General features: G+C 34.3%; 21 protein-coding genes, 1 tRNA gene and 2 riboswitches. Of the genes, 16 read left to right on the forward strand and 6 right to left on the reverse strand.

Annotation, left to right across the window (positions count from 1 at the left end; all coding sequences use genetic code 11):
* Nucleotides 1-71 precede the first annotated feature (71 nt).
* The gene (locus ACTQ5K_RS04315; RefSeq protein ID WP_251627547.1) at nt 72-389 is read left to right on the forward strand and encodes an MTH1187 family thiamine-binding protein; all 318 of its coding nucleotides are present in this window, start codon (nt 72-74) and stop codon (nt 387-389) included.
* An 11-nt stretch (nt 390-400) separates the two neighbouring features.
* On the forward strand, nt 401-1,036 hold the full coding sequence (locus tag ACTQ5K_RS04320) for an MBL fold metallo-hydrolase (RefSeq protein WP_031535334.1): 636 nt from the start codon (nt 401-403) through the stop codon (nt 1,034-1,036).
* A 331-nt stretch (nt 1,037-1,367) separates the two neighbouring features.
* Here the strand turns inward: ACTQ5K_RS04320 and ACTQ5K_RS04325 are convergent, their stop codons facing one another.
* On the reverse strand, nt 1,368-2,444 hold the full coding sequence (locus ACTQ5K_RS04325; protein WP_031535332.1) for an ArsR/SmtB family transcription factor: 1,077 nt from the start codon (nt 2,442-2,444) through the stop codon (nt 1,368-1,370).
* A gap of 205 nt (nt 2,445-2,649) precedes the next feature.
* Between ACTQ5K_RS04325 and ACTQ5K_RS04330 the strand changes: the two genes are divergently transcribed.
* The gene (locus ACTQ5K_RS04330; protein WP_251627549.1) at nt 2,650-4,140 is read left to right on the forward strand and encodes a S8 family serine peptidase; all 1,491 of its coding nucleotides are present in this window, start codon (nt 2,650-2,652) and stop codon (nt 4,138-4,140) included.
* A complete protein-coding gene (locus ACTQ5K_RS04335) occupies nt 4,088-7,999 on the forward strand; it encodes a leucine-rich repeat protein (protein ID WP_441993755.1) in 3,912 nt (1,303 codons plus the stop codon). Before ACTQ5K_RS04330 ends, ACTQ5K_RS04335 begins: the two co-directional genes overlap by 53 nt.
* Nucleotides 8,000-8,263: 264 nt before the next feature.
* Here the strand turns inward: ACTQ5K_RS04335 and ACTQ5K_RS04340 are convergent, their stop codons facing one another.
* Nucleotides 8,264-8,962: a helix-turn-helix transcriptional regulator gene (locus tag ACTQ5K_RS04340; RefSeq protein WP_251627552.1), complete on the reverse strand. Its 699-nt coding sequence runs from the start codon at nt 8,960-8,962 to the stop codon at nt 8,264-8,266.
* A 603-nt stretch (nt 8,963-9,565) separates the two neighbouring features.
* Here ACTQ5K_RS04340 and ACTQ5K_RS04345 point away from each other — a divergent pair.
* On the forward strand, nt 9,566-10,507 hold the full coding sequence (locus ACTQ5K_RS04345) for a cation diffusion facilitator family transporter (protein WP_441993756.1): 942 nt from the start codon (nt 9,566-9,568) through the stop codon (nt 10,505-10,507).
* Nucleotides 10,508-10,766: 259 nt separating this feature from the next.
* Here ACTQ5K_RS04345 and ACTQ5K_RS04350 read toward each other — a convergent pair.
* Nucleotides 10,767-10,838 (reverse strand) — tRNA-Gln (locus ACTQ5K_RS04350).
* Between the two features lie 229 nt (nt 10,839-11,067).
* Between ACTQ5K_RS04350 and comGA the strand changes: the two genes are divergently transcribed.
* Genes comGA through ACTQ5K_RS04390 form a run of 8 tightly spaced genes read left to right on the forward strand, consistent with a single transcriptional unit; the run spans nt 11,068 to nt 15,293 of the window.
* Nucleotides 11,068-12,135, forward strand: coding sequence for a competence type IV pilus ATPase ComGA (comGA, locus tag ACTQ5K_RS04355; protein ID WP_031535321.1), 1,068 nt, complete (start codon nt 11,068-11,070; stop codon nt 12,133-12,135).
* Entirely contained in the window at nt 12,104-13,156 is a 1,053-nt protein-coding gene (gene comGB, locus ACTQ5K_RS04360) for a competence type IV pilus assembly protein ComGB (protein ID WP_251629807.1), read from the forward strand. Before comGA ends, comGB begins: the two co-directional genes overlap by 32 nt.
* A gap of 12 nt (nt 13,157-13,168) precedes the next feature.
* Entirely contained in the window at nt 13,169-13,483 is a 315-nt protein-coding gene (gene comGC, locus ACTQ5K_RS04365) for a competence type IV pilus major pilin ComGC (RefSeq protein ID WP_031535316.1), read from the forward strand.
* The gene (gene comGD, locus ACTQ5K_RS04370) at nt 13,480-13,917 is read left to right on the forward strand and encodes a competence type IV pilus minor pilin ComGD (RefSeq protein WP_031535315.1); all 438 of its coding nucleotides are present in this window, start codon (nt 13,480-13,482) and stop codon (nt 13,915-13,917) included. Before comGC ends, comGD begins: the two co-directional genes overlap by 4 nt.
* Nucleotides 13,901-14,224 (forward strand): hypothetical protein, encoded by a 324-nt coding sequence (locus ACTQ5K_RS04375; RefSeq protein WP_031535312.1) that lies wholly within the window; start codon nt 13,901-13,903, stop codon nt 14,222-14,224. The genes comGD and ACTQ5K_RS04375 overlap by 17 nt, the downstream gene beginning before the upstream one ends.
* A gap of 14 nt (nt 14,225-14,238) precedes the next feature.
* On the forward strand, nt 14,239-14,679 hold the full coding sequence (gene comGF / locus ACTQ5K_RS04380; protein ID WP_031535311.1) for a competence type IV pilus minor pilin ComGF: 441 nt from the start codon (nt 14,239-14,241) through the stop codon (nt 14,677-14,679).
* The gene (gene comGG, locus ACTQ5K_RS04385) at nt 14,676-15,050 is read left to right on the forward strand and encodes a competence type IV pilus minor pilin ComGG (RefSeq protein ID WP_031535309.1); all 375 of its coding nucleotides are present in this window, start codon (nt 14,676-14,678) and stop codon (nt 15,048-15,050) included. Before comGF ends, comGG begins: the two co-directional genes overlap by 4 nt.
* A gap of 54 nt (nt 15,051-15,104) precedes the next feature.
* Nucleotides 15,105-15,293, forward strand: a complete 189-nt coding sequence (locus tag ACTQ5K_RS04390) for a YqzE family protein (RefSeq protein ID WP_031535307.1) — start codon at nt 15,105-15,107, stop codon at nt 15,291-15,293.
* 65 nt (nt 15,294-15,358) lie between these two features.
* On the opposite strand, the gene ACTQ5K_RS04395 is transcribed toward ACTQ5K_RS04390, so the two are convergent.
* On the reverse strand, nt 15,359-16,165 hold the full coding sequence (locus ACTQ5K_RS04395) for a YqhG family protein (protein WP_031535306.1): 807 nt from the start codon (nt 16,163-16,165) through the stop codon (nt 15,359-15,361).
* Nucleotides 16,134-17,846 carry a DEAD/DEAH box helicase gene (locus ACTQ5K_RS04400; protein ID WP_031535303.1) on the reverse strand — a complete coding sequence of 571 codons (1,713 nt, stop codon included), beginning with the start codon at nt 17,844-17,846 and terminating at the stop codon, nt 16,134-16,136. The genes ACTQ5K_RS04395 and ACTQ5K_RS04400 overlap by 32 nt, the downstream gene beginning before the upstream one ends.
* Nucleotides 17,847-18,280: 434 nt before the next feature.
* Nucleotides 18,281-18,372: riboswitch (glycine riboswitch) on the forward strand.
* A gap of 3 nt (nt 18,373-18,375) precedes the next feature.
* A riboswitch (glycine riboswitch) is annotated at nt 18,376-18,456 on the forward strand.
* A 103-nt stretch (nt 18,457-18,559) separates the two neighbouring features.
* Between ACTQ5K_RS04400 and gcvT the strand changes: the two genes are divergently transcribed.
* Genes gcvT through gcvPB form a run of 3 tightly spaced genes read left to right on the forward strand, consistent with a single transcriptional unit; the run spans nt 18,560 to nt 22,528 of the window.
* A complete protein-coding gene (gcvT, locus tag ACTQ5K_RS04405; protein WP_031535301.1) occupies nt 18,560-19,660 on the forward strand; it encodes a glycine cleavage system aminomethyltransferase GcvT in 1,101 nt (366 codons plus the stop codon).
* A 53-nt stretch (nt 19,661-19,713) separates the two neighbouring features.
* Entirely contained in the window at nt 19,714-21,060 is a 1,347-nt protein-coding gene (gene gcvPA / locus ACTQ5K_RS04410) for an aminomethyl-transferring glycine dehydrogenase subunit GcvPA (RefSeq protein WP_441993757.1), read from the forward strand.
* Nucleotides 21,053-22,528 carry an aminomethyl-transferring glycine dehydrogenase subunit GcvPB gene (gcvPB, locus tag ACTQ5K_RS04415; protein WP_251629797.1) on the forward strand — a complete coding sequence of 492 codons (1,476 nt, stop codon included), beginning with the start codon at nt 21,053-21,055 and terminating at the stop codon, nt 22,526-22,528. Before gcvPA ends, gcvPB begins: the two co-directional genes overlap by 8 nt.
* Before the next feature lie 74 nt (nt 22,529-22,602).
* On the opposite strand, the gene ACTQ5K_RS04420 is transcribed toward gcvPB, so the two are convergent.
* Nucleotides 22,603-22,980: a rhodanese-like domain-containing protein gene (locus tag ACTQ5K_RS04420; protein WP_031535294.1), complete on the reverse strand. Its 378-nt coding sequence runs from the start codon at nt 22,978-22,980 to the stop codon at nt 22,603-22,605.
* Nucleotides 22,981-23,068: the final 88 nt, after the last annotated feature.

Here is a 23,068-nt window from a genome sequence, read left to right on the forward strand (position 1 = left end):
GAATGAACTCAAATCGAATAATAATAGATGAAATCCATTGGCTGATAGAAGAGAAAGGAGAATAATAAATTATGGCAATCGTTGATGTAACAGTTATACCAGTTGGCACACAAACTCCAAGTGTAAGTGCGTATGTAGCAGACATTCAAAAAGTTTTAATGAACTATGAGGAAAAAGGCCAAATTCGCTTCCAATTAACACCAATGAACACGATTATTGAAGGAGAACTTCCAACATTATTTGAAGTGATTCAGGCAATGCATGAAGTTCCATTTGAAAAAGGTCTTGTGCGTGTTTGCACAAACATCAGAATTGATGACAGAAGAGACATCACTAGAAAAATGGAAGATAAAGTGGAACGGGTAGTAAATCAATTAGAGAATAAATAGGAGGGGATTTTGTGGAGTATAAGCAAATTCCTTTAGGGCCAATCCAGACCAATTGTTATTTAGTATGGAATGAAAAGAAGGATTGTTTAGTAATAGATCCAGGTGCAAATGGAGTAAAATTGAATAAGATGATTCAGGAGTTAGAATTATCCCCTATTGCAATTCTTTTAACCCATGCACATTTTGATCATATTGGTGCAGTGGAGGAAGTTAGAACAGATTATAGCATTCCCGTTTATGTACATAGCAAAGAAGAAGAGTGGTTGATTGATCCGAAATTAAATGGGAGTGAGGCATTTAGACTTCCCAATCCTGTAGTTACCAGACCAGCAGAGCACTTCTTGGATGAGAATCCTAAGATGACAATTGGAGATTTTACCTTTCAAGTGATGGAGACACCAGGGCATTCTCCAGGAAGTGTCACATTTTATTTTAAAAAAGAGAATTGGGCATTTGTTGGCGATGCTCTTTTCTATGAAAGTATTGGACGAACTGATTTAATTGGTGGTAACCAACGTACATTAATAAATAGCATTCACGAGAAGCTTTTAAATTTACCTGAAGAGACGATTGTACTGTCTGGTCATGGGAGAAAAACAACAATCGAACATGAAATGGATCATAATCCGTATATTAACGGCTTTTAAGTTAGTATGTAAGTGATACCGAAGAAAAGAGAGAGGAAAGAAGTCTTAATGGGTTAATATAGGGATTTAGAGCAAATAATCCTCTCATTAATCTATTGGTGCTTTCTTAAAGTAATTCCAGCTGCCATTTGGTGGCTTTTTTTTGCGAAAAATAATTCTGAAACAGCAAGTATTGGTAGGATGGGCTTTTTGTTATTGGATTCACCTTACAAATATAGAAGAACTTAAAAGTGTTACAATTAGGAGGGAAAACCTCCTATGAATTTAAAGTATTTAATAGTATCAATCTTAATAAAAAAGCCTAATAATTTTGATTAGAACCAAATTAAACTTATAGCAGAACATTATTTAGGCTTTTCATGAAGAGATTCATTTCATTTGGTACATAGTAATAGTCAATTCGCACACCGGTTTTTTGCACCCGAACAAATCCCTCATTTACTAAGAAATTCATATGATGAGAAACAGTTGCAGGCGTAAGTGAGAGTAATTGAGAAATATCTTGTCCGCACAAGGGACCGTTTTTTAGTGCTTTCAAGATTTCTAGTCTTCTTTTATCACTTAAAAGCTTAAGGCGATTTAATAGGGTTTCTTCATTGTGATTGTATTTTTGAATAAGTGAGCCAATTTTATGGTACATAATTCCAGCATATAAATATTCCGGACCATCTGTATCCATATGGTCCCATTTTAATGTATTAAACCCCATTGCACTCGGAATGATAATTAATTCTCTTGAGTTTAACTGTAAATTATATTGTTTCATTATGTTAGATTCAGGATTCTTCAAGAAATATTCCTTCAGAAAGATAGCAGAGGCGTCAATATAAGATTGCAGAATGTTCGCTTTTTGATTAAATAAATCAGAAACTTCTTCCAATATTTCAAGCAATTCCTTCTGAAATTTACCAGCATTATAGAATACTTGAGTACATAACCATTTATCCTCTATTGTACACTGATAATCTCTTAAGAAATCATTTAAATCTTTTTCTGTTTTAATTTCTTTTCCTTCAAGATTATAATTAAGAACTAGTCCAATAAGTTGTATTCTTAAATCAAATTCATGGGGATTCTCATAATCATTATCATTAAAAATAATTTGTTTACGTATTGTATAATATAATGCCCATGCAAGTGAATAGTCCGATTGTGATTCAATGCCAAAATAGAAAAGTAGTTTTTTTTCTTCGATTTCTAGATTGTCCATAATAAAATTTTCTACTTCTGCTAAAATATAAATTTCATCCGAAAATTCTTCAAAAGGGATATTGTACTTTTCACATATCTTTTGTATAACATCATAGATTGTTTTAGGAAACTCATCCCCTTCTGGTAAATTTCTCCTCTCCAATAAGAAAATACATTCTGTAAAAACATCATATTTAGATGTTATTGATATATCCATTAGGTAGCTCCTTTACTATTTATGCAATTTTTTATAAGGGTACTTACAACTACGCTTACTTTAATGTAATAGTATCACAGCGATATAATAAAAGACAAACTAAATTAGATTGTTATCTAAAATATAGTTTGAAACATATCTAACTACATGATATTATATTAAAGTAATTGAATTTTCTAAATAAATAGTTTAGGGGGAAGGGGAAATGAGTATATTAAAGAGTGGCAAAAAAGTTACTACTCTACTAACTCTATTGGTTGTATTATTTAGTACAATCACACCATTTAGTAATAACTATGTAAGTGCAAAAGAGAATACTAGTTATATAACTATGGAAAAAGCCGAGGGTGAATTAAATATTTCTCAAAAAGAAAATATTAGTGAGGAATATGGTTATGATCCACAAGAAAAGGTTCGTGTAATAGTAGAATTAGAGGAAGGACCAGTATTAGACTATTACAGTACAAAAAGTAAACAAGAACCATCTGAGTTTATTAATTCTAATAAGGGAAAGGAAATTGCAAATAATATTATGGGGGAACAAGACTCCGTAATGAAAAAGATCTCTGAAAAGGTAGATGCTAGTTTTAAAGATAACTATCGATACACAGTAGTTATGAATGGTTTTTCGTTAGAGACAAAACGGGAAAACATTGAAAAAATAGAGAAAATATCTGGTGTAAAAAGAATTTTTGAGGCTGTGAAATATGAACTTCCAGCTGAAGCAAATAATGATATACAAATGAAAAATAGTAGTGTAATGATTGGGGCAGATCAAGCGCAAGCGCTTGGATATGAAGGAGAGAAAACGATTGTAGCTATTCTTGATACGGGACTAGATACAAATCATGAAGCATTTCAAAAAGACCCACAAAATTCAAAATATTCAAAAAGTGATATTTCGTCACTTATATCTTCCGTTAGTTTAAATGCTGGAGATTTATCGTCAGATGATGTGTTTGCAAGTCAAAAGGTTCCTTTTGGATATGATTATGCAGATAAAGACCCGAATGTCATTGGTGATATAGACCATGGAACGCATGTAGCAGGAACTATTGCAGCAAATAGTGATAAAATTAAAGGTATTGCTCCAGAAGCTCAATTAATGATTATGAAGGTGTTTTCAGATGGGACTGGATCAGCCTATGATGATGATATTTTGGCTGCATTAGATGACTCTGTTTCATTAGGTGCAGATTCCATTAATATGAGCTTAGGATCAGGTGCTGGCTTCACAAAAATAGGGGAAGAAGCAGTAAAAGAAGCGTATACAAGGGTATCGGAATCAGGCGTTAATTTATTGATGGCTGCTGGTAATGATGATAATGCTGTAGTTAATAATACATATGGAACTAACATGCCATTAGCGTCAAATCCAGATAATGCGGTTGTGTCTTCACCATCAACTTTTGCAGCAGGTTTATCTGTAGCAAGTGTGGAAAATACAGTTTATAATTCTCCGTATTTTAAAGTAGGGGATGAAAATATTCCTTATAAAAATGCTTCTAACACAGATGGAGACACCTATGATGTATTGGAGACACTTGATAACAAGGAATATGCTTATGTAATGGTACCAGGAATTGGGGAAGAAAAGGATTATAGTGAGTTAGATGTTAAAGATAAGATTGCGGTAGTTCAACGTGGGACGATCACTTTTACAGAAAAAGCGCGAAGGTTACACAAGCTTATATGATGAAAAAGGCGATCATGCAACACTTTCTCTTCCATTCTTAGGATACTATGGTAATTGGACAGATCCTTCCATTTTTGATAACACAGTATATGATAAAATCCAGCCTACTACACAAACATCAACGATAATGATTAATTCGAACGCTGCAGGAAGCGGATATTATTTAGGAAGAAATGCTATCACAGGTAAATATGATAAAGAAAAAATTGCTTTTTCTCCTTCATTAAATGGGGATAACTCAAGAATATTTACTTCTATAACAAGCTTATTAAGAAATGCAGAAAATTTATCCTTTAAAATCAAAGATGCAAATGATAAGGATGTTTGGTCCTATGTATATGGTGATGCCCGTAAAACCTTCTTTAGTTCCACTCAAGGTGCATATATACCGATTCTGAATATGCAAGGTTGGAATGGAAAGGATGAAAAAGGACAGCAAGTACCAAGTGGTACGGAGTTGATTTATGAAGTAAGTGGTAAAATTGCAGGAACTGATACAGAAAAAACGCTCGATCTTCCTTTTACTGTAGATACAGAAGCACCAACAGTAGAAAATGTCGACATTGTTAAAGAGGATAGCAAAGTATACCTAACATTTGATGTAAAAGACGATAACTATATTCAACAGATACTTGTTGGGGACGTCGCTGGACATGTACTTTTATTTGAACTTGGAATAGACTATGTGGAGAAAAAAGGAGAAACGAGCACAGTTCGTGCAGATATAACAAATCTTGGAGAAGAACTTGCGAACCAGTCATTAAATCCAGGTAGATTAAGTATCTTTGGGTTCGATTATGCTTATAACATTAGTACAAATTATGTGGATATCGGCCCACAAGCAATTGTATTAGACAAGTACTTAGATTTGACAATAGGCGAATCGAAAAAAGTGAATGCAACAGTTAAACCAGAAAATTTAGCTGATAAATCGTTAACTTGGACAAGCTCTGATGACAAAATAGCAACTGTTGATGCTGATGGTGTTGTAACTGGAATAGCTAAAGGTGAAGTAACCATTACTGCAACTGCCGTTACAGGACTAACTTCCTCTATCAAGGTTTACGTTGATACGGACGTGCCAGGGGAAGGTGAAACAGAGGATCCTGATGAAGAAAATCCTGAACAACCAGACGAAGATGATGCAATAGGATATAGCGATATGTCAATAGATGCAGACCATTCTATTATCAGTAAAGATTTAAATGACACTTTCCAATATGAAAACTTTTATTATAAAGTGACTAGTAATGACGAAGTACAATTAATAGGTGAGCCAGATAAACTATTCTCTAGCTATGATACTATCAAAGGAAATGTCTATATACCATCTGAAGTAGAAAATAACGGAAAAAAATATAAAGTAACCTCTATTGGAGCTAAAGCATTTTATTTTAATAATTCCATAACTTCGATAGAATTTTCCGAGGGATTAAAAGTTATTGGGGAAAGTGCATTTTTCTATGCATCTGCACTATCTAATGTAAAAATGCCAGACAGTGTGGAGAGAATTGATGACAATGCCTTTAATGGAGCAAGTATTACAAAAATTAATATACCTAAGAACATCAAATCAATAGGTTCTTTTGCATTTCTCTTTATAGATGCATTTGAAGAATTGACTTTACCAGAAGGGTTAGAAAGTATTGGAGAACAAAGTTTTGGTTTTGTTAGTTCAATGAAAAAACTTATCTTACCTGACACACTAAAATATATCGGAGAAGCTGCATTTACAGATAGTGCAAGTTTAGAAACAGTCAAATTACCAGAGAAGATGAAAGCAGTTCCTAAGTTTATGTTTTTTAAAGCATCTTCACTTAAAGAAATTGAATTTCCTACATCAGTTACATCAATTGGGTACGGATCTTTTCAATCAAGTGGATTAACTACTATAGATATCCCTGAAACTGTAACTAAAGTGGAGAAATTTGCATTTGCTGACATATCTAGTCTTGAAAAAATTGTCATTCCAAACTCTGTGAAAGAAATTGGAACATACGCTTTTGCTCAAAGTACGAAAGCGAATGAAGTGAAAATTGGTAAAAACGTCAAGACAATTGGTAAGGATGCCTTTACAGGAATTTCAAGAGAAGCTGCAGTAAATGTTGCGAATGATCAAGTTGCTTTCGAATTAAGACGAAGTGGATTCACCAATCCATTAAAGTCTGGTGGGGTAAGCTTTACTGACTATGTCAGTGGACAATTTATGGTAGGTTCATTGATTTATAGACCAACTAGTGCAACAACAGTTGAAGTAACTCAATTTGAAAATAATAAGAAACTACAAGAACTTGTTATTCCTGAAACAGTTACAAATGAAGGGGATAATATTACTTATACAGTGACAAGTGTTTATGATTATGTTTTCCAAGGAAATCAGGATCTTAAGAAAATTACGTTGCCTGATACAATTACAAAAATTGGTGAAAGAGCGTTTGATCAAATTAACGGATTAGACACAATGAATATTCCTGAAAACCTACAATTAGTTGAAGAATATGGATTAAACTATTTAGGATGGGATCCATTGTTAGCAAGTGAATGGACAGAAAAAGAGCTTACTATACCAGATGGGTTAACTCATTTAAAGGCAGTTTCTTTTTCTGGAAATAAATATGAATCAATTAATATAGCAAACGGAACAAAGAAAATACCTGCATACACATTTTATGGAAATAAGAAAGCGGAGAAGCTAGAAATACCTAATTCCGTAGAAATGATAGAATCTAGTGCATTTGCAGATTTAGAATCATTAAAAGAACTAAATCTCCCAGATAATTTAAAATATATTGGGGGCAATGCATTTTCTGGTTTAAATAGCATGGATAAAGTGGCTATCCCAAATAGTGTAGAATATATTGGGGATTATGCGTTTAATTCAATGGTTGGATCAAGCATAAAGGATGTTAGTCTAGGTAATGGTGTAAATGCTTATGGTTGGAATTCCTTTAATGAAGAAGCGAACGTAACTGTTTCGTTAAATTCTCAAAGAGAGGATATAGTGAAGTTTAATAATCTGAAGCAAACACCAGAACTTATTTGGGACGGAGAAGTGGATATTCCAACAACAGATGCTTCTGTTATCCCAGAAGGTAAAAAAGTATCAGTAATTGGTGATCGTACAATTGACGGTAATTTAACCATTAATGGAACTTTAGAGATTGCTAAAGATGCTTCCTTAACTATTAATGGTACATTGAAAATAAACGGCAAAATAACTGGTAAAGGTACTTTGATTATTAGTGAAGAAGCCCAAATTGGAGATATTGACCCAGAGGTATTTATTCCGGTAACGAGCATTAAAATAACAAAATCTATCGCAATTACAGAAGATAAAGGAACAGCACAAATTGAGGCAGAAGTATATCCTACCTTTGCAACCAACAAGAATTTAAATTATGACTTAATAAGTGGTGACGAATTTGCATCTGTAAACGAAAAGGGAGTCATAACTGCAAAAGGAAACGGTCAAATAGTTGTAAGAGTTTCGGCGGCAGATCAATTTGGAACGTATGTCGATCTGAATGTTACTATCTCCGGACAAAGTGAAGTAATTGATGATGAACAAGACCCAGAAAATCCAGATGACGGAACAGAGGATGAACAAGACTCAGAAAATCCTGGAAAAGGAATAGATAATGATAATACCAACACGGTAAATCAAGAAAATAACAAAAATAGTCAGAATGTATCTAATATAGGAAATGGAAGTGGAAAAGAAAGTAACGGAACCCACCAACTCCCTGAAACAGGCACACATTCTTATAATTATCTGTTAATCGGATTTATATTGATTTTTGCTAGCATATTGTTCCTTTATATTGCTAGAAGAAAAAAACAAGTAAACCAAGCTAAATAGAAACATATAAAAACTCCTTAATTGCTCGCAATTTGAACAATAAGGAGTTTTTTTATCTACACTTTACGTGGCAAATAGATTGACATTTGTGTATTCCACATGCTGTCATATATTAAATATGGAATCCTAATGCAAGATAAAATAAATAGTTCATTTTTAAATAAGTAGACTCGTTAAAAGGATAAGTAACAATTATATAGAAATGGATAACCTGAATAAAAGTTGTATTTCTGCAGATAATTACAGGAAACTCTCTTTTCTTTCCTATTGAACTTGTGTTTTATAGGCACATTGATCGCAGCCTGAAATAATATTCTGTTTTTCGATTAACTGAACATCCTTAAATAATGCTTCAAACATACCAGTAAAGAAAGATTGATGCATTGTACATACTTTATCTTTATGCTCCATTGCAACTTCTTTAAATGGACAATTGTATATTTCAAAATATAAGGAAGTTTCATCATCATTCCATTCTAATGCTGGCAGTTGCCCTGTCATTAAGCTGGCATTTTGTAAAAGCCGTAGTTTATCCCCATTGGATAATGCTGCGGTATTATTTGTATAACGGGCAATTTCTTGTTCCATCATCTCTTTGCCAAATGTTTTTCCTGTTTCATATAGTGCTTTACTTCCTTCTGCACCGAGGCTTTCAAGGGATCTTAATAAAATACTGCTTAATAATTGATAATTTCTAAATGGAAAGCTAAATTGTATGACCTCATCTGATAAACGATATAGTCTACTTGGACGGCCACCCTTTCCTGTTTTTTTTGTTTCAGAATAGAGCATTCTTACATCTTCTAATTTAGATAAATGTAAGCGGGCTACGTTTGGATGGATAGAAAATTCGTCTGCTATTTCTTGAACGGTTACATCTTGATGACGTTTAGTAATGTATTGATAAATATAGAAACGAGTTGGGTCAGACAATACATTTGTAACTTTTAGTGTATTTTCCATAACAATTGTTTCCTCCTGGGAACTAATTTTCTTTATTATAATATAGCAATCTACCATAAACATGGTTAAAACGATAAGTTTATAAAATGTTCACAACTTCACAAGGTTTTGTTCATAAATTGTACATATTCACCATTTGAAGCTTGGCCATCTTTATAATGTTTTTTTTATGTTTTTTCCGTTCACATATTGTATTATTCAAATGTAAAATTGACATTTATTAATAGGAGATATAAAATTAATATATGAGCATATATTCATATAAAAGGAGATAATAGCTGTTTCCATTATTGATGGAGGGCAAGCTGCTCTAATTAAAACAGAAGCTAATCAACATCATCTATTCTTCATTTTGCACTGCTTTATCTTCTTGTGTAATGCAGCCTTCTCTTCATCTAGAATATTCAAAAGCTGTTTTAGTAGTGGAGGCTGGAACTTTTGGATATAACTTCAGCTGGCGTTTTAATAGACGAGAGGTTCCTTTATCAGTTGGTCATAAAATTAGTTTTTTACCACAAAATATAGGGAAAAGAGTATTTTCTGTTGGTTTGATAAATCCGAAAGGTAAGTAATTTTCTTTAAAAAATAGAAGGAGGAAAAAATATGGGGAATTTTCATGAGCATAATCATAGTCAGCATGGACATCACCATCATCACCATGGCTTCGAATCAACAAGAGAGGGTAATAAAAAAGGGTTAATTTTGGCTTTATTAATTACCTGTGGAATTATGCTATTAGAGTTTTTTGGAGGACTTCTTACAAATAGTCTTGCTTTATTATCGGATGCAGGTCATATGTTAAGTGATGCTGGTTCTCTTTTCTTAAGTTTTCTTGCAATCCGGTTTGCGTCCCGTAAAACATCGCCTAGTAAAACGTATGGATACTATCGTTTTGAAATTTTAGCGGCCCTATTTAATGGCGCCACATTGTTTGTTATCGCTTTTTTTATCATTTGGGAAGCTATAAAACGGTTCGCCGAGCCTCCGACGGTTGCTAGTGGAACAATGATGACCATTGCAGCAATTGGATTGTTAGCAAATATCGTTAGCGCGGTGGGATTAATGCAGAAAGGGGATGTGCATAACAATGTAAATTTACGAAGTGCTTACTTACATATACTGGGTGATGCATTAGGTTCCGTTGGTGCAATTATTGCTGGAATACTCATGTTATTCTTTGATTGGTATGTTTCAGATCCTATAATATCTGTAGTAGTTGCTTTATTAATTTTAAAAAGCGGTTGGGGAGTAATAAAAAATTCTACTCATATATTAATGGAAGGAACTCCGGAAACAATAAACCAAGAAGATGTGAAAATGGTGTTAGAAGAAATAGAAGGAGTAATCGATGTTCATGATCTGCATATATGGACCATTACTTCTGGGCTTGATACATTAAGCTGCCATATGTTAATTGATGATAAAAAAGACAGTCAAGCTATTCTTCAGCAAGCGATTGTTCGAATAAAAGATAAGTTTAAAATAGACCATGCAACTATTCAAATCGAAAAGTCACAGATTCAACATGATGATATGAATGTGTAAAATAAATCAAGACAGACTGGGGTAGTTTTTATTGACTCTTGTTTAACTAAATGTATATACGTCTGTGTTTAAAATAAACGGCAAGATTTCATATAATGAACAATTTTTTAAAAAGGAGTTAATATCTCAACTTATATCTGCTATTTAAGCTTAGAAGGGAATTTTTTTCTATGATTTCTCTCATTTTCGGAAAAAAATTAACAATGAATAATAGCGAATTCATATGTATAAAAAAAGACCCATGTAAATTGGGTCTTTACTGGGCTAGCTGGATTCGAACCAACGAGTGACGGAGTCAAAGTCCGTTGCCTTACCACTTGGCTATAGCCCAATATAATTGATATATATAGTATGGCTTGGTCGGTGTTTTTTATTCAAAATCAGAAGTTTTTTTAAAAGAACAATGGAAATTAATCGGAAATATTAGTCTAGAAATAATCTGCATTTTTAATAAATAACTAATTGAATAAATGCAAAAAAAATAATAAAAAATGAAGGAATTTCTTTTTTTATGTCGAAATATAAAGACGAATAAATAAAAAGGTGGTGTTTTATGAAAAGTGTTATCTATTGAAGCTTTAGCCAATCGTATTATTCGTGATGCAGTGGAGCAAAATGCTACTGATATTCACATAACCCCGAGACAAAAGGAATCGGTCCTTCAATTGCGGATTGCTAATCATTTGCTTACTAGATTAGTAATAACTGCGGAGGAATGTGACAAGTTAATCTCTCATTTTAAGTTTACGGCATCCATGGATATTGGAGAACGAAGAAAACCGCAAAATGGCTCTATTTCTACAAACATCAATGGTCAACATATTGGCTTACGTTTATCAACCTTGCCTTCTTCCCCTCACGAAAGTTTAGTTATTCGCCTTCTTTACGACAAAAATATGCTTCCAATCTACCATATCTCCTTATTTCCAAATGTTTCTCGAAAATTAATCTCTTTATTAAAGCACGCTCATGGGTTAATTATCCTCACAGGTCCGACTGGATCTGGCAAAACGACAACACTCTATTCCCTCTTAAATGAAAATGCTCACCTCTACCAAAGAAATGTTATTAGCTTAGAAGATCCGATTGAAAAGCCCCAAGAAAATGTACTGCAGATTCAGGTTAATGAGAAGGCTGGTATTACGTATTCAACAGGACTAAAAGCGATTCTTCGCCATGATCCCGATATTATCATGGTTGGAGAAATCCGAGACAGGGAAACTGCTCATATTGCAATAAGAGCGAGTTTAACAGGGCATTTGGTATTAACTACCATGCATACTAGGGATGCGAAAGGTGCGATTCATCGATTGCTCGAATTTGGCATAAAGGAGACAGAAATTGAACAAACCTTAATTGCTGTTACCGCACAAAGACTAGTAGAAATGGTATGTCCATTTTGTGATGATGGCTGTTCACCTTTCTGTTACCGTTTAGATGATCGATTAAAAAGATCTACTGTATTTGAAATGATAACTGGAAGGATGATTGCTAACATTCTTAATAACAGGACAGATGATTGGAGTTATAAGTATAAAACATTAGGGGACATCATTTGTAAAGGGATAGCATTAGGATATATAAAGGAGGGGGAATATGAACGATGGATTTATGATGAAAAAAAATAAGGCGTGGACTAATTTAGAGCAAGCTAGATTTTTAAAATGTATTGGGGAGTTGCTTGATAGGGGCTATTCCATGGCAGAAGCGGTTCAATCTTCGCGTTATTACATGCCGGAATGTCGATTGGAAGATATAAATGCTTGTTATGGTTCGTTAAAAGGAGGAGATACGTTTTTTGAAAACCTTGTAAGGTTAAATTTTGATCGCCAAGTTATTAGTTTTGTGTATTTTGCTGAAAAGCATGGAGGATTTGCAACTGCGTTTCAGGATGCAAGTAAAATGATTCAGAATAAACAAGATACAATCAAAAAATTAAGGAAGATTCTATCTTATCCTCTTTTTCTTCTATTATTTACTTTTATTCTGTTTTTCTTTGTTCAAAGTATCCTCATTCCTAAGTTTAATTCCATTTTTCTAACGATGAATATAAATAAGAATTTCTTTCTACTCTTTGTCCAAATAATCGGTAAGGTTATTCCCTCTCTCTTCGCTTTTCTATTACTTCTTCTTATTGCTTGTTACGTCTCTTATTATGTATATTTCCGCAAACTGGATATTATAGTTCAAATGAATTTACTAGCGCGAATCCCATTCATAGGAAAAATTGTCAGGCATTATTTTTCCTACCTTTTATCTTTGCAATTAAGTTATCTATTATCTAGTGGCTTTTCGATTTATGAATGTTTGCAATTTTTTGAAGAAAACAAAGAGCAAAAGCTGTATTCTCGAATAGGTATACTTGCTATTTCGCAGTTGAAAAAAGGCGATCGTCTTGATCAAGCCTTTATGTTATTTACTTTTTTAGATAAGGAACTGTTTCAAATTATTCAGCATGGTCAAGAAAATGGAAAGCTGGATCAAGAATTCTATTACTATGGCAATCATTGCCTTATGCAAATAGAAGAGAATATACAAAAAACAATGAAGGTCCTTCAACCTACACTGTATTCCGTTGTGGGAATTTTAATTGTTTCCATTTACTTATCTGTATTAATGCCAATGTTTCAGCTTTTAGATGGATTTTGAAAGGAGAACAAAATGAATAATGAAAAGGGTTTTACACTAATAGAAATGATGATAGTTTTGGTGGTTATTTCCATATTATTAATTGTGACAATTCCCAATATTACAAAGCATAATTCAAAGATAAATGACACAGGTTGTGAAGCATTAACAAAGATGGTACAAGCAGAGGTTCAGTCCTATTATATGGAGCATAAAGAATATCCTGCGAGTATCTCTGCGCTGAAAGAGGATAATTATATCACAGAAGAGCAAGAGCAATGTACGAATGGCAAGGAATTAATTATTACAGATGGCGTAGTTACTACTGCTAGTACGGAAAATCCATGATAGAAAATCAAAGAGGATTTACACTAATAGAAATGGTTTTTGCAATGTCATTATTGGTGATTCTCTCCTCCTTATCTGTGTTCATAGTCACCTCCCAGCAAACTACACTTAATGAGAACCAGTTTATTACTCAATTAGAGGCAGATCTTTATTATGCCCAGGCATTTGCTATCGCAAATCAATCGCTTCTTCAAGTAAAAATATATCCGAATTTAAATCGTTACAGCATCCGTGGAGATGAATATGTGGGTAGTATTGTGGATCGTTATTACAATGAAGATATTGTTTTTGTAAATGAAAACACGATCTCTTTTACCATCAATACGAGAGGGAACGTTTCTAAATTTGGGACATATGAATTCCGAATTGGAGAGCAGCCATATAAATTAACGATTTTAATTGGCAAAGGGCGATTTTATGCAACTAAATTGTAAAGGTTTTATGTTACCGGAATATTTATTGGCTTATACAATATGGCTTCTTATTGCTTTGACTTGGATGCCGATTTATGTGCATGTGTTAAAGCAATTGGAAGATTCGGAAGAAGGGAAGATGGTAAATGACCTATTTTATCACTATTTAATGGAAGTTAAATTAGGAGAAGGAGAAAAAGGAAATACATCTATTGAAAAAGAGGGGAATGTCTACACAATCCTTTGGAAAATAGATAATACAGTTTGTATCCAATATAATAATATATTTCAGAAGAAGAAAGAAATATGCGATGTGTTCATCGAATGAAAAAAGGGTTGATATTGAATAATAAAGGTTATATTTTATTGGAAATGCTTCTTTGCTTTTTTATTTTTTCTATTATTCTTTCTTTACTAAGCATTCCTTTGAAACATATCGTTAACCGTCAAATTTCCGAGATAGAGTTACAGGATATGGAATGGGAAGTGTTCATCCTAGAATTAAAAAAAGAAGTGAAGATTGCACAGAATATGGATGTTTCCAACAACAAATTACTGCTTTATGTGGATAGCAGAGTGGTTATTTATGAAAAATATGAAAGCAGTATAAGAAGGCGGGTAGATTCGACAGGGCATGAGGTCGCATTACAAGGTGTTAAAGATGTAGAGTTTAAAAGGAATAAGAATGGTTTTAGAATAGAGGTAATTAACCGATTTGATAAGAAAAAAGATGCAAGTATAATATCTTATCTCCGCATGGAAAGTGATGTGAATGGAAAATGAATAACAAAGGGTTTATTTATCCATTATCGCTCTGTGTGTATATTCTTTTTATTTCCTTCTTATTTATTTTATATGGTCTTTATGAAAAGAAAAAAGGGATAGAAATAAGTGTGAGAAATAGCAATATGCAAGAATATTATTTCCTGTCTTCCCTAAAAGAAATTGAATATGAACTTTCTACAGAAGAACATCCTGAACTTGCTGGTACAAAAACTTTTTTACATGGTAATGTTTTTTATACAATCGAAAAAAATTCGAGTACTACTTTTAAAATCGATTATCAATTAAATATGCAAGCGGGGATAAAGCCGATTTATGCCGTAAGCTACTTTGATATGGAGCAAAATAAAATGACGAAATGGATAGAATGAATAAAAACCAAACGATAGGGCTATCCTAGTACAAATGCTATAGTAGGTGATTAAATGAATACCAACGATTATGTGAAGTATTTAACCCAAACATTTGTCCAGTACATGGATCAGCCTAAAGAAGAAAGGCAAAAGTTAAGAGCGGAAAGAAAAGGGCTGAAAGAACCATTTATGCTGAGGTGGTTTGGAGTTTTACCTTATTTAATTATGTTTAGCTTTAAGCGTAGAAATGTAAGAAGATAGGTTATGAAAAGGAGTGGACTTAGCTTATTAAAGCATAAATCTACTCCTTTTTTCATGATTATGGTTTAGGAGACAGCTTCTGAAGCTAAATAGAATAGCCCGCCATTAATAATCGAAATATTAATCTTTGGTTCGTACTGTTCCTGTAGAGCTAATTTTTCCGTTTCCAAGGTTTCTTGTTCTTCCTCCATGTCTTCCATATCTTCATAAAAATGCTCTAGCAATTCTAAATCCTTTTTCCACCTTTCCTTCGCTTCTTCTGCCCATGTATGATCTTCTAATAATAAAGATTGTTTTATCATGTTTTCAATTCTTGTTATCCCGCTTTTCGGCATGATTAAGGGAGAAAGAGTAAACGCATAATCAGGAATTTTGGCAGAAAGGTTCATTTTCTCTACTTTTGCCTGGAAATCTGTTGCTATTTGGCCATTGATTAGCTGCAGACCAATCGATTGAAACACATCCCGTTTTCTGTCACATTGATAGGAGATTTTTACATTAAGAGCAAGCCATGGCTTTAATGCTGTTTGTTGCTGGCCTTGTGCTATTTTATATTCATATAAACGAATATACTTTGATAAATTTTTTGCAGAAGCAAAAAGTTGATGAAGACGTGGAGACCCAAAGTGTATCTGTTCGCCCTTCAAATCCTCTGGTGCAAGCTTTGGATCAGTAATGAGGGTTAGACTGGCGGGGTTTGGGACGCCACCAGTCTTTTCAAGATAATGCCAATAAAAAGGTCGATTCATTAACTCTTTGTCCATTTCAATTGTTAATTGGACAGTTAGGTAACCAGGTTTATTCTCTACTATCTCACAATCATTTGCGACAAAAAATCGTTCAAGAAATTGATGAATTTCCTGCTGCTTCATATGGCTCACCTTCCTTCATACTTTGTGCGAATTCAATCATGCTTGTTAAATTATCCATTTTGATTTTCATTTCTCCTTCTGATTTTGAGTGGGAGAAAATATCAACCATATAATCATCCATATTGCCAAAGTCCAATTTCGTCAAAATATCATCTAGCTCCCCAATTACTTTTTCGAAAAGATGGATTTTTTCATATAATAATTTTAAAATATGATCTTCCACAGTATCTTTAACGGCAAAGTTATAAATCTTTACATCTTCTTTTTGACCAAGTCGATGAATTCGTCCTATTCTTTGCTCTAGTCTCATTGGATTCCATGGTAAATCAAAGTTAATAATATGGTGGCAAAATTGAAGGTTAATCCCTTCTCCGCCAGCCTCTGTTGCTATTAATACTTGCGCATGATTTTGGAAGAGATCTCGCATCCAATCCTTTTTGCCTCGTTTAAATCCACCGCGAAATGGAACGGATGTAATACCGTGCTGTTTCAAAAACCATTGTAAATAAAGTTGCGTAGCTCTATATTCAGTAAAAATGATTACTTTATCATTAATCTTCTTAATAAGCTCAAGTGCTTTGTTTGCCTTTGAATTTTGCTGAATCGCTTCTACTTTTTTTACCAGTTCTTGTATTCTTTGTTGGAATTGTGGTGTTGGATTTTCCACTTTCTTCGCCATGTTTTGCAGAGTATAATACACTGCTTCCCTGCTGGAACACGCCTCTCTTTGTAATGTAATCATCGAAAAAGGACTGCGGGAATTTTCACTATTGCTAGAAAGATTGGGTTCTGTTTTTAAATCTACTAGTCCTTCATACAATGCTCTTTCTTCTCTTGTAAATTCAATTGGGACAGCTTCAACAATTCTTTTTGTCCATTCAATCCCTGTATCATGGCGTCTGTTTCTGATCATTACTTTATTGACCAAAGCTTTTAGATTCTCATCATCATCAATGGAGCGGGCATCTTTTTTATATTTTTCATAGAAGGATGATTCGCTACCAAGATGTCCGGGCTTTAATAAAGATACTAAATTAAAGATTTCACTAATTCTATTTTGAATAGGAGTAGCTGTTAATAGTAAACAAAATTTCTTTTTTAAATTTTGAACAAACTCATAGTTTTTTGTTTTATTATTTTTCAGCTTATGGGCCTCGTCAATTATCACCAAATCATAGTCCAGATTGTTTATGATATCACGATGTGGCTGTCTTTTTGCTGTATCAATAGAAGATACGACAATGTCACATTGCTCCCAAACATAGCTTTTGCGCTGAACCATAGCGGGAATGTAGAATTTACTATTTAATTCATAAGCCCACTGTGTGACAAGAGAGGCAGGAACTAAAATCAGCACTTTTTTTACTAATCCGCGAATCATATATTCTTTTAGTATCAATCCTGCTTCAATCGTTTTTCCAAGACCAACTTCATCTGCCAAAATAGCTTTTCCATTCATATCTTCGATTACCTTTTTTGCAACTTCAAGTTGGTGGGGCAAAGGAGAAAGCTCTGATAAGTACTTAGGGGCTTTTAGACCCTCGAAGTCTGGTATGATATTATGTTGTTCTACTTCTACTGCTAGTTTATATAATTCCCAATTGGCCCATGGACCATCATCTGAAATTCGCTTTAGTAGCTGATCATTCCATGAATCATCAAAATGGATTTGAACGGTCATATATTATTCGTCCTTTCTTACTTTATTTAGTAAAGCTAAAAAGTTATGTATGTATAAAAAGGATTGAAAAAAGAATGCTAGTAAAACAAAAAATATATTGCCACCTTTTCGTTCGGATGTTAGGATAAAAGGGTAAAAAAGTTTTTAATTTTGTCACAATTTATTTATATTTGGACAGAACATGAACATTAAATTCAAAATGACCAATAAATAATCGGTTTTTACTTTTTAAAATTAGAGAAACTTTCATCAGTGGCGTTTTCCTTCAACACTCCTGATGGTTAGTTGAACCAATCGCACTATACGGAAAGTACCTCCCACCTATCTTTCACGAATTTTCATAAGGCTTTAAGTGGAAGGCAACTGTCAGGTGGGAAAACATTTTTTCAGGTAGTATTTAGTATGACCAATTAAGAAAATTTTATGAATCGCGGATGAGAAATAGGGGAGAGACTACATTCGTAGCGCCGAAGGAGCAAGCAAAGTATTTTGTGAATCTCTCAGGCAAAAGAACTCTATTTGGACGCAGCTCTGGAGAGTGCTTACATATAGGTAAGCCACCAAAGGGGACAGCCGATTAATCGGTAAACTTTCAGGTGCAAGGACAGAGACCTTACTTTTTTATAAAAGGGGGTTATCTGTCTTTTTTTGTTGCCGTTTTTTAATGGGATAAATGAGAAAGTCTAATACATAGGGGATAGGAGTGCTGTTCGTTGGCTTTATTAAAGCAAACACCATTATATGAGGTGTACAAAGAGTATGGAGGAAAGACAATCGATTTTGGAGGATGGGCTTTACCTGTACAATTTTCCGGTATAAAGCTGGAGCATGAGGCTGTTCGTACAAAAGCAGGGTTATTTGATGTTTCCCATATGGGCGAAATCGAAGTGAAGGGAAGCGGTAGCTTAGCTTTTCTTCAAAAAATGCTAACAAATGACATCGGAAAAATCACAATAGGTGCTGCACAATATTCGGCAATGTGCTACGAAAATGGTGGAACGGTAGATGATTTATTAACATATAAACTTGCAGACAATCACTATTTGTTAGTGGTGAATGCATCCAATATCGAGAAAGATTTCGAATGGCTCCAAAAACATACTACTGGAGATGTTATCTTAACTAATTTATCAGAAGATTTTGCTCAATTAGCACTTCAAGGTCCGTTAGCAGAAGAGATATTAAAAAAAATAAATCCCTCTGTTGATTATGCTGGAATTAAGTATTTTCACTTTCAGAACAAGGTGAATTTAGCAGGCAAAGAGGTTCTGTTATCCCGCACTGGATATACTGGCGAGGATGGTTTTGAAATTTATTGTCAAAGGGAAGATGCTAAAGACTTATGGCGTGAAATATTATCGTTAGGTGAGGAATTAGGGGTACTTCCTTGCGGCTTAGGTGCAAGGGATACTTTGCGATTTGAAGCAACACTTGCATTATATGGGCAAGAATTAACGGCAAATATTTCACCATTAGAAGCTGGAATTGGATTTGCCGTTAAATTAAATAAAGAAGCTTACTTTTTCGGAAAGGAAGCTTTAAAGAAACAAAAGGAAGAAGGATTATCAAGAAAGTTAATTGGAATTGAAATGTTAGACAGAGGTATTCCAAGACATGGCTATAAAGTATTTGCAAATGACAAGTGTATTGGGGAAGTTACTACTGGTACTCAGTCGCCGACCTTAAAGAAAAACATTGGGCTTGCGTTAATTCAAGTTGATTATGCTTTATTGGGTACAGAGGTGGAAGTAGAAATAAGAGGAAAGCATTTGAAGGCAAAAGTTATCAAGACGCCTTTTTATAAAAGAAAATAACTTTTATGGCTATGTTTAAAATCAAGATGGGCTAATGACTGGGGGAAAAACGAATGAAGCATCGCTATTTACCGATGACAGAACAAGATCAAAAGGAAATGCTTGAAAAAATTGGTGTAAATTCAGTAGATGAATTATTTTCAGATATACCAGAAAAAGTACGTTTTAAAGGAAGCTATCAAATCAAGCCTGCAAAAAGTGAATCTGCATTATTGAAAGAATTAACAAAGCTATCCCAAAAAAATGCTGACGCGAAAGCGAATGTATCTTTTCTTGGAGCTGGAGTTTATGATCACTATTCGCCTGTTATAGTAGACCATGTTCTATCACGCTCCGAATTTTATACAGCCTACACCCCGTATCAACCGGAAATTTCACAAGGGGAATTACAAGCTATTTTTGAGTTTCAGACCATGATTTGTGAACTAACAGGAATGGACGTAGCTAACTCTTCTATGTACGACGGAGCAACTGCATTAGCAGAGGCAGGGATGTTAAGTGCAGGGACGACGAAACGAAAAAAGATTCTTTTATCAAGCGCCATTCATCCAGAAGCAAAAGAAGTTGTTAAAACCTATGCAAAGGGTCAGTATATCGAAGTTGTAGAGGTTCCACATAAGAAAGGCATAACAGATTTAGATGCTTTAGAGACGATGATCGATAATACAGTTGCAGCAGTGATGATTCAATACCCAAACTTTTTTGGAAGAGTGGAGCCATTAAAAGATTTAGAAGCAATTATTCATGAGCATAAATCATTATTCGTCGTATCAAGCAACCCACTCGCTTTAGGAGCATTAACACCACCAGGGAAATTCCAAGCTGATATAGTAGTAGGAGATGCACAACCATTTGGTATTCCGATGGGCTTTGGAGGACCGCACTGTGGCTATTTTGCTGTAACTTCTAAGTTAATGAGAAAGGTTCCTGGGCGCTTAGTCGGCCAGACTATAGATGATAATGGCCAAAGAGGATTTGTATTAACCCTGCAGGCAAGGGAGCAGCATATTCGCCGTGATAAAGCCACTTCTAATATTTGCTCAAACCAAGCCCTAAATGCATTAGCTGCATCTGTTGCGATGACAGCACTTGGAAAGCATGGTGTGAAAGAAATGGCCATTGCCAATATGCAAAAAGCACATTACGCTAAAATAAAACTAAAGGAAGCAGGCTTTGATATTGTTTATGAAGGGCCATCCTTTAATGAATTTCTTATTAAATGTAATACTTCCATATCTTCTATTAACCGTGCGTTATTAGAAAAAGGAATGATTGGTGGCTATGATTTAGGAAGAGAGTTTGAACAACTAGAAAACCATATGCTAATTGCCGTAACGGAATTGCGTACCAAAGCTGAAATTGATGAATTTGTTGCAGAAATGGAGGAGTATCATGTCTAATCAAAATCAACCTCTTATCTTTGAAAGCAGTACACCAGGAAGAATAGGGTATAGTTTACCAGAAATGGATATCCCAACAGTTAATCTGTCGGAGCTTTTGCCGAATGATTATATAAGAGAAGAAACTCCAGAACTTCCGGAAGTATCCGAATTAGATATAATGCGTCATTATACTGCTTTATCAAAACGAAATCATGGCTTAGATTCCGGCTTTTATCCATTAGGGTCATGTACGATGAAATATAATCCAAAAATAAATGAAAATGTTGCCAGATTCAATGGCTTTGCTCATATCCATCCATTACAAGAGGAATCATCTATCCAGGGTGCATTAGAGCTTATGTATGACTTGCAACAGCATCTTGTTGAAATCACCGGCATGGATGAAGTTACTTTACAGCCGGCTGCAGGGGCACATGGTGAGTGGACTGGGTTAATGCTGATTAGAGCTTTTCATGAAGCAAATGGGGATACAGAGCGAACAAAAGTCATTGTTCCTGATTCTGCACACGGAACAAATCCTGCATCTGCAACAGTTGCAGGGTTAGAAACGGTGACAGTAAAATCAAATGAAAATGGATTAGTAGATTTAGAAGATTTAAAAAGAGTAGTTGGTACAGATACAGCGGCATTAATGTTGACAAACCCCAATACACTAGGCCTTTTTGAAGAAAATATTTTAGAAATGGCTGAAATTGTTCATAGTGCTGGCGGGAAATTATATTATGATGGTGCCAATCTAAATGCGGTACTTTCAAAGGCAAGACCTGGAGACATGGGCTTTGATGTTGTCCATTTGAATCTGCATAAAACATTTACAGGACCGCATGGTGGTGGTGGGCCAGGTTCTGGACCTGTGGGAGTGAAAGCTGATTTAATTCCTTTTCTACCAAAGCCAGTTTTGACAAAGGTAGGAGATGAATTTGTCTTAGATTATAATCGACCACAAGCAATTGGTAGAGTGAAACCATACTATGGAAACTTTGGTATTAACGTACGTGCCTATACGTATATTCGTTCAATGGGACCAGATGGATTAAAGGCTGTAACAGAAAATGCCGTCTTAAATGCAAATTATATGATGAGACGTCTTGCTGAATTTTATGATTTGCCATTTGATCGTCATTGTAAACATGAGTTTGTTTTAAGTGGTAGAAGACAAAAGAAATTAGGGGTGCGAACATTAGATATAGCCAAAAGATTGCTTGATTTTGGCTATCATCCACCAACAATCTATTTCCCTTTAAATGTCGAAGAATGCATAATGATTGAGCCAACTGAAACGGAATCAAAGGAGACATTGGATAGTTTTATTGATGCAATGATTCAAATTGCAAAAGAAGCAGAAGAAACACCAGAAGTTGTTCAGGAAGCACCTCATACGACAGTAATCGGTCGTTTAGATGAGACTTTAGCTGCAAGAAAACCAGTCCTTCGTTATACGAAGAAGATAGCAGATTTGAAATAAGAAGTAAATGAAAAAAGCTGATGTCTAAGTATGCATCAGCTTTTTTTATATAATAATTCCTAGTTAGAATATTATTATTTTTTTGCTTTAATTCTTCCTGTCCACTTTTTGAATCCGCCTTCTAATTGGGTTAAGTCCTTATATCCTTTACGATAAAGAAACTGAGCAGCTCTTCCGCTTCTCATCCCATTTTGGCAGTATAAATATACTGGCTTATCAGGACGAATTTCACTTTTTCTCATCTTTAGCTGTGATAGTGGAATATTTCTTGCACCGAGTACATGACCAGCCTCATATTCATTTGGTTCACGTACATCAATCAACTGTGCCTTTCTGTATCCTTGGCGGAATTCATCCTGGCTTACAGTTTTTACAATGCGACGTTGATAAAGCCACATAACCACTGAATATACAAGGAATGCGACTAAAACGATGAGAAGAGTATAAATCATTGTCAATTCTCATTTCTCCTTTCAATTACTTACACTATCTCTATTATATCTATCAACCCTTCTAGTAGTAAAGTAAATACTTATAATA

It is taken from the genome of Niallia sp. Sow4_A1 (genome assembly GCF_052116745.1).
GTDB lineage: Bacteria > Bacillota > Bacilli > Bacillales > Cytobacillaceae > Niallia > Niallia hominis.

Coding starts and splice junctions, on each gene's coding strand:
- ACTQ5K_RS04315 (WP_251627547.1), top strand. CDS start 72: ATGGCAATCGTTGATGTAACAGTTATACCAGTTGGCACACAAACTCCA.
- comGG (WP_031535309.1), top strand. CDS start 14,676: ATGAATAACAAAGGGTTTATTTATCCATTATCGCTCTGTGTGTATATT.
- ACTQ5K_RS04400 (WP_031535303.1), bottom strand. CDS start 17,846: ATGACCGTTCAAATCCATTTTGATGATTCATGGAATGATCAGCTACTA.
- ACTQ5K_RS04325 (WP_031535332.1), bottom strand. CDS start 2,444: ATGGATATATCAATAACATCTAAATATGATGTTTTTACAGAATGTATT.
- comGC (WP_031535316.1), top strand. CDS start 13,169: ATGAATAATGAAAAGGGTTTTACACTAATAGAAATGATGATAGTTTTG.
- ACTQ5K_RS04340 (WP_251627552.1), bottom strand. CDS start 8,962: ATGGAAAATACACTAAAAGTTACAAATGTATTGTCTGACCCAACTCGT.
- gcvPB (WP_251629797.1), top strand. CDS start 21,053: ATGTCTAATCAAAATCAACCTCTTATCTTTGAAAGCAGTACACCAGGA.
- ACTQ5K_RS04375 (WP_031535312.1), top strand. CDS start 13,901: ATGCAACTAAATTGTAAAGGTTTTATGTTACCGGAATATTTATTGGCT.
- gcvPA (WP_441993757.1), top strand. CDS start 19,714: ATGAAGCATCGCTATTTACCGATGACAGAACAAGATCAAAAGGAAATG.
- ACTQ5K_RS04395 (WP_031535306.1), bottom strand. CDS start 16,165: ATGAAGCAGCAGGAAATTCATCAATTTCTTGAACGATTTTTTGTCGCA.
- comGD (WP_031535315.1), top strand. CDS start 13,480: ATGATAGAAAATCAAAGAGGATTTACACTAATAGAAATGGTTTTTGCA.
- ACTQ5K_RS04345 (WP_441993756.1), top strand. CDS start 9,566: ATGGGGAATTTTCATGAGCATAATCATAGTCAGCATGGACATCACCAT.
- ACTQ5K_RS04330 (WP_251627549.1), top strand. CDS start 2,650: ATGAGTATATTAAAGAGTGGCAAAAAAGTTACTACTCTACTAACTCTA.
- comGB (WP_251629807.1), top strand. CDS start 12,104: ATGAACGATGGATTTATGATGAAAAAAAATAAGGCGTGGACTAATTTA.
- ACTQ5K_RS04420 (WP_031535294.1), bottom strand. CDS start 22,980: ATGATTTATACTCTTCTCATCGTTTTAGTCGCATTCCTTGTATATTCA.
- ACTQ5K_RS04390 (WP_031535307.1), top strand. CDS start 15,105: ATGAATACCAACGATTATGTGAAGTATTTAACCCAAACATTTGTCCAG.